The organism is Nostoc sp. (genome assembly GCF_036917435.1).
Lineage (GTDB): Bacteria > Cyanobacteriota > Cyanobacteriia > Cyanobacteriales > Nostocaceae > Nostoc.
On sequence record NZ_JBALDM010000045.1, the window covers coordinates 25,558 to 37,418 of the forward strand.

Consider the following 11,861-nt stretch of genomic DNA (forward strand, 5'->3'; position numbering starts at 1 on the left):
AGCCCTACTTCATCATTCGTAAGAGATTCAGATCCCCGACAACTTTTACGAAGTCGGGGATCTTGTTGTTCAATAATTTATACTGGAATTTCAATGATAAATTCTGTTCCCTCTCCGAGAACAGAAATGCAGCTTAACTGTCCCCCATGTTTTTCTACCACAATTGAATAGCTAGTTGACAATCCCAAACCTGTAGCACTACCTATAGATTTCGTAGTAAAAAATGGATTAAATATCTTATTTTTTACGGATTCACTTATCCCTAAACCGTTGTCTGCAATGCGGATAAGTACCTTTTGTGGTTTGAGAAATTCAGTCCGAATCACAATCGTAATTTGACGATTAACATCTACTTCTTCTAAGGCATCAATGGCATTATTGATAATATGCATAAATACCTGATTGAGAGCAGAAGCATAACAATTAACTAAAGGTAATTGACCATATTCTTGAATGACTTGAATTTCTTGATGTTTGCTATTATTTTTCAGTCGATGCTGTAAAATTAACAGAGTGCTATCAATCCCAGAATGAATATCTACTGTTTTGATTTCGGATTCATCCAGGCGGGAAAAATTCCGCAGTGACAGCACAATTTTACGAATCCGATCCGCTCCTGATTTCATCGATGACAGCAGTTTTGGTAAATCATCCAATAGAAACTCTAGTTCCATATCGGCAATTTTTTCGGCAATTTCTGGCAATGCTTCGGGATATAATTGCTGGTATAAATTATTTAATTCAATTAAGGATGCAACATATTCACTCGCTGGTTCTAAGTTGCCATAGATAAAATTAATAGGATTATTAATTTCATGAGCAATACCAGCAACTAACTGTCCCAATCCAGACATTTTCTCAGATTGAATTAGTTGGGCTTGAGTAGAATAAAGTTGTTCTAGTGTTGATTCTAATTCAGTGCAATAATGGTTTAGTTCCTGGGTGCGTTCTTGAACTTTTTGCTCTAGAGTATGGGAATAATCTTCTAATTTGCCATAAAGTTGGGCATTTTCTAAAGAAATTGCAGCTTGAGTCGTGAGGAGATTGAGAACTTGTAGGCGATCGCTGGTAAATGCCTCTGCGGTTAAGTTATTTTCTAAATAGAGAATACCAATCAATTTTCCTTGGTTGATGATGGGGGTACACAAAAGACTCTGGGGTTGCTCCCTCTCAAAATAAGGATCAGATGCTAGGGAAGTTTGAACTATGGGATGATCGATGACTAAGCTTTCACTGGTACGAGAGACATAGTTAATTACACTCACAGGAATATCTTGACTTAATTCTACGGGTAAGAATGGCTGTGAATTGGTGTCAATTTTTGTATTACTTGCTTTTGATATGGCAATTGCTTCTATAGTTAATTTGTGATTCTTAGATAAAATTAAAACGCATTTGTTTGCACCAGCATTTTCAATTACTACTTGCATCAAAGTTGATAACAATTGTTCTAACTGTATCTCACTTGATAAGGCTTGAGAAGCTTTAAAAACAGTTGTCAAATCTAGGATATTTGAAATACTTGTACCACTAGAAAAGACAGTTTTATCAGACAAGGTTCCAATGGAATTATCTAGATTTCGGCTGATTTGTGGTTGCTGAAGTATGCTTGCTAATAGTTCGGGATAGCGTTGTTCTAAGTCGGCAACTTTAGCTTTTGCTCCCCAACGAGCATAAGCGTAGTAAGCATTTGTGATGTAAGTTTGAGCAAATTGCTTTTTACCCCAATCAAGATAAAATTTACCTGCGAGTTCGTGCGCTAACGCCTCTTCGTTGATAAATTGATTGTCCTTAGCTAGAGTTATAGCTTGATCATAACAATCAATAGCGCCAGCTTTTTCCCCCAAAACTCGATGCTTTTCAGCCTCCACTAAATACCATTTATGCAAGTTGTTCATCGGGGTATCTTGCGCCCACTGGTGCAGAATAGTTTGATGGGTTTCGGCTTGGGCTAGCAGTTCTCGTTGTTCTGGTTCTGGCTGACTGGGCAATAGTGCTAGGTGGGTAAGGGCAGCATAAAAATGGAAAACGGGAATATGAACCATTCCCGATATGGCCATGAAATAGGACTTGAGTTTGGTGATGTAGTCGAGGGCAACCGGATAATTGCCAAAGAGATATGCAAGCAGTAGTTTATCACTGTAGGCAAAGGCCATGCCCGTGAGATCGTTATCCTGCTGGTGCTTCGGCAGCATCACTGTTTCATCGTAGAGTTGGCCAATTAAGCGATGGGGTTGGCTCACTGGTTCCCGCAACTGCTGCACCGTTTGCCGCTCCATATCCAAATAAATCCGCGACGAATCTTGTTTCACGTGCGCCAGAGCAGCACTGTAAGCAGGTAATTCGGCTGATAATGTGTCCAAGTCTACTCCTGCGAATAGCGCTGTATGGGCATACCCTTGGATGCTGTAGCCAGCGTAGAGGAAATCGCCGGTTTCCATCCCAACTGTGTAGCTTTCTTTCTGTGTCGGAAGTACTGCTCTGAAAGCTTCCTGGTAATGTTGGATGAAACCCCCAAACAGGTTGAGAGTGAAGCACTTCATCTCCTGAACATTCAATTTTTCCACCAACAAGAGTGATAATCGACCAAATCCATAGCCAGTTTGGACTTCGCCCAAAAAGGCACACAGCACCATGCCATGAATTGCATATCCTACTGTCGAGGCGGGGGCATTACCAAACTGGAGCGACAACCTCACCATTGTGGCGCTCAAAAAAGGCATTAAACTTGGCGTTCCCAGAAGCACTGGGGCAAATAACATTCCTAACAGTGGCATGGCAGCGATCGCTGTGGGATCGCTCATGGCAGGTAAATCAATTAGCCCAGAAATTTCTCTGCCCTGGAGTTGCTCTTTCAAGTCTTGCAGGGCTTTGCCGATTTGGGCTGCATCGGTTGCATCGGGTAAATCTACCCCTAATTGACTCAGTGCTTCTCTGCCCACTGCGATCGCTGCTAATATTTGGCTACGAGCCGTTTGTGCGGCAATTTGAATTTCGTATATTTTCACTTTATCTAAAATTGTCTTTGCCTCGTGCAATACCAAATCAACTTGCTGTTGCATCTCCTCAAAATCACCATTCAAATAACTAGCTTCTGTTGCTGCTACATGGAGATTCAAAGCTAATTTGTACTGATGTTGCCAGGAGTCTGGCTGTAATAGCTCAATCCCTGTTTGTAAATAAATCCTTGCAGCCCCGTAAGCTGTAGCATTTCTCGCCTTCACTCCAGCTTTTAGGTTCAGTTGAGCTAATTCTTCCTGTTCTTTTGGTTGAGTAATTAACTTTTGTCCTAAATTCAAATGCCCAACAATATCAAATACTTTTTCCTCAAGTTCTATCTCGGAGAAATTTTGCAAAAGTAACTGTCCAATCTTCAGATGTGTTGCTGTTTTTTGCTCATCAGGAATCAGGGAATAAGCAGCTTGTTGAACTCTGTCATGTAAAAACCGATATTTAGCTATTTTTTTATGGCTATTCCCACCTTCCATTAACGATTCTTGCCGATTCTCTCCCTGATAAAACTTATAAACATCACTAATCGGTAAAATTAACCCTTCTTGCAAGGCTCTCCATAAATTAGTAGCTGTTTCTAGCTCCAATTTTTCGGAAACAATTGCCAAATTTACTAAATCAAACTCATTGCCAATACAAGCTGCTAACTTGAGAACATTCTGTGTAGAAGATGGTAGCTTTTGCAATTGCAATGCCATAAATTCAACTACATCATCTGTAAGCGCCTGCTGACTTACTTGTGTTATGTCACATTCCCAACAGCTTGAGTCAAAGTTAAATTTAATCAGCCTATCTTGATGCAATGCTTTGAGGAATTGCGTAGCAAAAAATGGATTACCTTGAGTTTTTTGATAGATTAATTGAGAAAGAGGTAATGCCAATTTATCTAAACATTTAAGTGTATCAGCAACTAACTGATTCACTTGCTTTTGAATGAGTGGAGTTAAGGTAATCGTATTAATCGGTGCTTGTGTTTTAGCAATTTCACTCAAAGTCAACATTAACGGGTGTGCTAAGTTGACTTCATTATCACGATATGCACCAATTAAGAACAAATAACTGGTATCAGCCATTAATAACTGTATTAACTTTAGGGAAGCTGAATCTGCCCATTGCAAATCATCCAAAAAAATCACTAATGGATGTTCAAAACTTGTAAATACTTGAGTAAATTTTTGGAACAATAAATTAAATCTATTTTGTGCAGCCGTTCCTGATAATTCTGGTACTGGTGGCTGTTCTCCAATAATTTTTTCTAATTCGGGGATGACTTCAATAATTACCTCTCCATTTTCACCAACAGCAGCTAATATCTTATTTTTCCATTGCTGAATTTGGGCATCGCTTTCTGTGAGCAATTGCCCAATTAAATCTCGAAATGCTTGGACAAAGGCAGAGAAAGGTATATTGCGTTGAAATTGATCGTATTTGCCTTTGATAAAATAACCGCGTTGTTTAACAATGGGTTTATGAACTTCGTTAACAACTGCTGTTTTGCCAATACCAGAAAACCCAGCTACCAGCATCATTTCTATCGCACCCTGACTGACTCTATCAAATGCTTGGAGTAGGGTTAATACTTCGGTTTCTCGTCCATAGAGTTTGTCAGGGATAATGAAGCGATCGCACACGTCCCTTTGTGCAATTTCAAAACTCTGAATTTCACCAGTTTCATTTAGCTGATGTAAACAATTTTCTAAATCAAATTTCAGTCCTAACGCACTCTGATATCTGTCTTCTGCATTTTTCGCCATGAGTTTTTTGACGATTTCTGAGAGTACAGGCGGTATTTGTGGGTTAATTTCAGATACTAAAGGCGCTGCTTTGGCAATGTGACAATGTAATAACTCCATCGGCTCATTTAATGGAAATGGTAACTCTCCAGTGAGTAATTCGTAGAAAGTGACACCTAAAGAATAGAAGTCAGTGCGGTAGTCAATTCCCCGATTCATCCTCCCTGTTTGTTCTGGGGATATATAACTAAGTGTCCCTTCTAAGACATTAGGATTAATGAGTGTTTGGGTTTCCCGTGGTAGTAAAGATGCAATACTAAAGTCAATTAATTTAACTTGTTTGGTTTCAGGATTAATTAAAATATTGCTGGGTTTAATATCTTTATGAATAATTCGCTGATGATAGAGGATATCTAAGGTGTTGCAAAGTGCGATCGCTATCTCTAAAAACTCTTGTAGAGACGTTACATGTAACGTCTCTACAGCAGCAAAATATTCTTTTAAGGAAATTCCCCCAAAGTCTTCCATCACCAATGCATAGCCATTTTGGAAAGGTTCTAGGCTATAGGTGGCGATGATTAGGGGTGAGTTGAGATTTTTGGCGATCGTATACTGATTGCGAAACTGTACTAATTCCGAGAAACTAGGATAAGAATTTTTCAGCAGTTTAATCGCTACAGGTTCTCGTTGGCGAAGCCCACCGAAGGTATCGATTTCTCGAACTGCACGATAAACCACAGTGCGAGAACCATTGTAGACTTCTTCACTAACTTGATATCCGGGAATACTAACTAGAGTCATTGTTCAGCCACCAAAATCTTGACAATTCTGGATTTAGTATTCCCAGATCGTAAAATGGGTTTATTGTTGCGAGGGAATTTATCCTATGGAATACTCCATTCCCTTACCCCTGCTCCCAACTTCGGCTGAACTCCCCGATTCTGATGATACTCCTGTGGATAACGAACTCCAAAACCTGATTCCTAACTTACTGTTATCTATTTTGTCCGCAATTTGGAGCGATCGCACCGATTGGTTCTTTGGTGTAGACATGGGTATCTACTACCTCCCAACTGCACCAAGAAAATCCATTGTCCCCGATGGCTTTTTGAGCTTGGGTGTAGAACGACGGCGACGACCGCCGAATGGAAGACTCAGTTATGTGCTTTGGGAAGAAAATTGGACACCACCCATTTTGGTTGTCGAAATCGTCTCTCAAACATACGGTGGAGAATACGATATTAAAATGGGCAAATATTTGGATTTAGGGGTATTGTATTACGTCATCTACAATCCAGAATATTCGCAACGAGATAATCACGCTCCCTTTGAAGTGTATCAACGGGTTGATGATGAATTTGTGTTGCAGTCGCAAGATCAGTTTTGGATACCGGAGTTGCAGTTGGGAATTGGGGTAGCTGCGGGGATTCATAAAGGTTGGGAGCGAGACTGGTTATTTTGGTTTGATCGAGATGGCGATCGCTTTCTTACCCCCGATGAACGCATAGAACAGGCAGGGCAACAGACTCAACAGGCTCAAGAAGCGCTACAAGACTTGCGCGATCGCCTTCAACAGCGAGGTATCGATCCAGATAATTTGTAACGTGAAAATCTGCGGTGTCCAGATCCCCGACTTCTCGAAGAAGTCGGGGATCTTATTTTTCAATAAATTTACACCGGAATTTCAATCATAAATTCTGTACCTTCACCCAAAACAGAGTTACAACTTAATTTACCGCCGTGGGTTGATTCGACAATTTGCCGAGCGATTGCTAACCCCAACCCCGTGCCTTTACCAACAGCTTTAGTAGTAAACAAATGCTCAAAAATCTTTGATTTTACTGATTCACTCATTCCCTTACCATTATCCACAATGGCAATTTTTACATTTTCATTTTCGACCGATGTTTGAATGGTAATGCAGTTAGGATTGGCTTTAATTTCTGCAAAATCTCGACCATTATTTGATTCATCTAAAGCATCAATCGCATTTGCCAAAATATTCATAAATACCTGATTTAATTGTCCAGGAAAACATTCAACTTGGGGTAAATTACTATACTTTGTTATCACTTCAATGGCGGGACGTTGTTGATTAGCTTTGAGGCGATGTTTGAGAATTAGAATCGTGCTATCGATACCTTCATGGATATTAAAAGCTACTTTGTAATCTTTATCAGCACGAGAGAAGGTGCGAAGACTATGACTGATGGATGTGATGCGATCGCCGCCATCTTTCATGGCTCTGATTAACTTGGGTAAATCATCCCGTAAATATTCCAGGTCGATTGTCTCTAATTCTTCTGCAATTTCCGCCCCAGGTTGAGGGAATTTATCGTTGTAGAGATCAATCAGTCCAAATAGGTCATTAATGGAATTTTGGACAGCATCAACGTTGCCAATAATACAGCCGACGGGATTGTTGATTTCGTGAGCTACCCCAGCGACTAAGTTACCTAGCGCCGACATTTTTTCACTTTGGATAATTTTCAACTGAGCTTGTTGCAAGTCGGTGAGAGTCTGTTGGACTTGATTGTAAAGCCGGGCATTTTCTAGAGAAATAGCCGCTTGAGTGCAGAGAAAGTCAAGAATAATGATGCGATCGCTGGTAAACACACCACTGGTTAAACGATTCTTGAGATACAAAATACCAACCAAATGTCCTTGATTGAGAATGGGTAAACACAGGATACTTTTAGGCTGGCGTAGTCTCAAATAATCCTCAATTACGGGTAAATCGGTTTCTAAATCGTCAATCACCACGATTTGTTGAGTGTTTTTGACATATTGAATCAGTTTGACGGGGATATTGGGGTTGTTTTCCAGGGGTTCGGTGTACAGTTCGGTGGCGGTGGGTGTGGCGATCGCCCGCACTTCCCAAACTTGATTCTCATTAGGTAAGATTAACGCACAGCGATCGCCACCCGAATTTTGGAGAATAATTTGCGTCAGTTGGCAGAGCAGATCCTCTAATTGAATCACCCTCGCAAGTGCTTGAGAGGCTTTGATAATGGCAGCAAAATCGAGGGTTGTATTAATGCTGGAACTAGAAGAACTGTTGCGAGTGCTGGAATGAAGGGAATAAGCGGGAGATGCGATCGTTGTTAGTGTGCCTAACATTGTCACCGAGGGTTCAAACTGCTGCAAAATCGGGCGTAGCAATTCGGGATAACGGGTTTCCAAATCATCAGTTTTGGCTTTGGCTCCCCATCGAGCATAGCAGTAATAGGCTTCCTGCATATAACCTGCGGCGACTTTCTCTTTGCCCCAGTCAAGATAAAATTTAGCTGCTAGTTCGTTAGCTAAGGCTTCTTCTTGGATATATTCGTTGGCTTTGGCTCCAGCGATCGCGCGATCGTATAAGTCAATTGCCTCAAATCGCTGACCTAAAACCCAACAACGCTCTGCTTCTACTAAATCAAACTTATGCTGAAAATTCATCGGTGCAACTGTGGCCCGAACTTTTAGGTGTTTCTGATTTTCATCAACCCTCAAGAGCAATTTTGCTTGTTCAGAAGGTTCAACTTGAGAATAGATAGATAGACGAGCTAAAGAATCGTAGTAATAGAAGACTGACACCGATAGCATTCCTGTACCACCTTTGAGGTGGCGCTCTCCTTTATCTGCATTGCTAACTGCCGCTAGAGCATCATCAAATAAGTAGCTAGAAATTAACTTAATTAGGTAAAATTCATGGAGTGTAAACTCATCATTCTCTTTGATTAGAGCAGCTACAATTTTTTCCTCATTCCAGGATTCATCAATCACTAAATCTGAATTTCTATTAGATTCAGCGATCAGTTCAATGGCTACTCGAAGAATACTAAATCGAACCGAGAAAGATTTGCTATCTGCAAAGCTAGACTCTGATATTTTGATTTCTTTTAGCAATATTTCTAAATTCTCTGCTCCACTTAAATAGGTGTAAAAAAAGCGAAAAAAGTTTGATACAACTACATGGACAAAATCTCCAACTTCTAGTCCAATATTATAAGATTCCTTTAATAAGCTGATAGCATCTCGAACAGATGCATTGTTAAACTTATTAAATGTAGCTACTTTAAAATTAGTCATGCTTTGAACAGATTTTGCTTCCAGCTTTTCTATAATTTTCAAAGCCAACTGCCCAAATTGATAGCCTTTTTCTAACTGGTCTAATACTGCATTTAAAACAATAGCAAAGTCAGCATATCCTGGTGCTGATAGTGATGTATTACCATATTTAAGCGATAAATTAACTTGTTCGCAGGCAATAATTGGAAATAAGTGAGGAGACGACTGATGTACAGAAGGAGTGAGACTGATCATAATTTTCAGAGCAACTAAAGCTTGAGGATCAGTCATCAAAGGTAGATCAATTAAGCTTTCAATCTCGCGCTCTCCCAATATTGACAACGTATTTTCTATAGCTTGATGAATTTCTGAAGGGGTAACAGATTCAGATAAGGATATTCCAAGATGTTGGAGAATTTTACACCCAATCTCGACTGCTTTAAGCAACTGCCCTTGCACTTGATAATACTGAAGCTTAATCTCATAAACCTTCACCTTATCTAAGAAACTTTTTCCTTGCTGAATAACAATACTAATCAGCGATTCCATTTGCTCAAATTCATGATTTAAAAAGGCAACTTCGGCGGCAGACTGATATAAATCTAGCGTCAAATCATTAGCATTTTCCCAGCCATCATCAATGACTAACTGAATACCATAATTGAAATATTGTAGAGCCGCACTATAAGCGATCGCTTCTTTAGCTTTGCGACCAGCATTGAGATTTAGTTGAGCTAATTGTTGACGTTCATCTGGCTTGGTAATGAGTGCGATTCCACAATTTAACTGACCGACAATCTCAAAAATTTGCTCTACTTGCTGGGCTGATGATGTATTCTGTAAAAGTAATTGCCCGATTTTGAGATGAGTCAACTGTTTCTGTTCTTTGGGAATCAGAGAAGAGGCCGCTTGTTGGACGCGATCGTGGAGGAACTTATAATTGAGCGTTTCAGTTTGTGTGTTTTGGGCTGTATCCAGTTCGCCCACATAGAACTTATAAAGTTCACTTTGGGGGAGGATTAATCCTTCCTGCAAGGCTTTCCAGAGGGCGACGGCGGCATCAGATTCAGATTGCTGAGAGACGATCGCCAGCGTCTTCAAATCAAACTGTGCGCCAATACAAGCGGCTAATTTGAGAATATCTTGGGTATCAGAGGGCAGTTTTTGTAACTGTGATGCCATAAATTCCACGACATCATCGGATATGGCGACAGTGCGAATCTCTCCCAAATCGCACTGCCAATGTCCCAAGTTGAGATCGAACTGAATCAATCCATCTTGATACAATGCTTTGAGGAACTGGGTGGCAAAAAAGGGATTACCTTTTGTTTTGAGGCCAATCAGTTCTGTCAAGGTTTGAGCGGTCAAAATATGGCAGTTGAGGGTGTCAGCGACTAGCTGGTTTAAGCTACCTTGGCTGAGGGGACGTAAAGTAATGGTATTGATTGTAGCCTTGGCTTTGGCTACAGCATCCAAGGTCAACATTAAGGGATGCGCCGGTGAAACTTCATTATCTCGGTAAGCCCCAATCATCAATAAATAGCGACTTTCCGACTCATTCATCAAAAGTTGTATCAAATTGAGTGAGGCAGAATCAGCCCACTGTAAATCATCTAAAAACATCACTAAGGGATGTTCTTGAGTTGTGAAGACTTGAATGAATTTTTGGAACAGTAAATTAAATCTATTTTGTGCCGCCGTTCCTGATAATTCTGTCGCGGGTGCTTGCTTACCGATGATGCGTTCTAATTCGGGAATCACCTCAATAATTACCTGCCCATTGTCCCCTAGAGCCTGAAGAATCTGAGTTTTCCAGATGTGTAATTCGCGATCGCTTTCACTAAGCAACTGCCCCATCAAATCCCGGAATACTTGCACAAAAGCACTTAAGGGAATATTGCGATTGAATTGGTCAAATTTTCCCTTGATAAAATAACCACGTTGCCGCACAATTGGTTTATGAACTTCGTTGACAACTGCTGTTTTACCAATTCCCGAAAACCCAGCTACCAGCATCATTTCTGTTGCGCCAAGGCTGACTCTTTCAAATGCTTGGAGTAAAGTCTCTACTTCGGCTTCTCGTCCATAGAGTTTGTCGGGGATAATGAAGCGATCGCACAGATCCCTTCGCCCAATCTCAAAACGCTCAATCCTACCAGTTTCCTGTAACTGATGTAAACAATTTTCTAAATCAAATTTCAGTCCCAATGCACTCTGATATCTATCTTCCGCATTTTTTGCCATCAGCTTGCTGACAATATCACAAAGGACTTGGGGAATCTCTTTTTTGGTCAAATTCGGTGCTGGTTTAGCAATGTGACAATGCACCAATTCCATAGCATCATTTGATTTAAACGGTAATTCCCCCGTGAGTAATTCGTAAAAAGTTACACCCAAAGAATAGAAGTCTGTGCGGTAGTCAATCCCGCGATTCATCCTTCCTGTTTGTTCTGGGGATATATAAGCAAGTGTCCCTTCTAAGACATTGGGATTGATTAGTGTTTGGGTTTCCCGTGGTAGTAAAGATGCAATACTAAAGTCAATTAATTTAACTTGTTTAGTTTGGGGGTTAATTAAAATATTGGCGGGTTTAATATCTTTATGAATAATTCGCTCCCGGTAGAGAATATCTAAGGTGTTGCAAAGTGCGATCGCAATCTCTAAAAACTCCTGTAGAGACGTTACATGCAACGTCTCTACATGGGTAAAATAATCTTTTAGAGAAATCCCGCCAAAATCTTCCATCACTAAGGTATAGCTATTTTGGTAGGCTTCCAGGCTGTAAGTGCTGATAATCAAAGGTGAGTTGAGATTTTTGGCAATGGTGTACTGATTGCGAAACTGCACCAATTCACTGAAACCAGGATAATGATTTTTCAGCAGTTTAATGACTACAGGTAATGAGTCATTCTCTCGATACCCTCGATAAACCAGGGTTCTAGAACCATTGTAGAGTTCTTCACTGATGCGATATCCGGGAATATTGACAAGAGGGTTAATCATATATACTGCTAAATCCTGAAGACTTTTAGATTTAGTATTCCCAGATATAGCCCTACTTGA

The 11,861-nt window shown here is 40.3% G+C and carries 3 protein-coding genes; 1 reads left to right on the forward strand and 2 read right to left on the reverse strand.

All coding sequences use genetic code 11. The annotated features are described in order from the left end of the window. Positions 1-77: 77 nt before the first annotated feature. Positions 78-5,546 (reverse strand): trifunctional serine/threonine-protein kinase/ATP-binding protein/sensor histidine kinase, encoded by a 5,469-nt coding sequence (locus tag V7K98_RS21815; RefSeq protein ID WP_335025599.1) that lies wholly within the window; start codon positions 5,544-5,546, stop codon positions 78-80. Between the two features lie 85 nt (positions 5,547-5,631). Between V7K98_RS21815 and V7K98_RS21820 the strand changes: the two genes are divergently transcribed. After that, a complete protein-coding gene (locus V7K98_RS21820; protein WP_335025601.1) occupies positions 5,632-6,348 on the forward strand; it encodes a Uma2 family endonuclease in 717 nt (238 codons plus the stop codon). 68 nt (positions 6,349-6,416) lie between these two features. Here the strand turns inward: V7K98_RS21820 and V7K98_RS21825 are convergent, their stop codons facing one another. Next, entirely contained in the window at positions 6,417-11,801 is a 5,385-nt protein-coding gene (locus tag V7K98_RS21825) for a trifunctional serine/threonine-protein kinase/ATP-binding protein/sensor histidine kinase (protein WP_335025603.1), read from the reverse strand. Between the last annotated feature and the right edge of the window lie 60 nt (positions 11,802-11,861).

Excerpts from the sequence above, each read along its gene's own strand:
- V7K98_RS21815 (WP_335025599.1), bottom strand. The coding sequence starts at position 5,546 with ATGACTCTAGTTAGTATTCCCGGATATCAAGTTAGTGAAGAAGTCTAC.
- V7K98_RS21820 (WP_335025601.1), top strand. The coding sequence starts at position 5,632 with ATGGAATACTCCATTCCCTTACCCCTGCTCCCAACTTCGGCTGAACTC.
- V7K98_RS21825 (WP_335025603.1), bottom strand. The coding sequence starts at position 11,801 with ATGATTAACCCTCTTGTCAATATTCCCGGATATCGCATCAGTGAAGAA.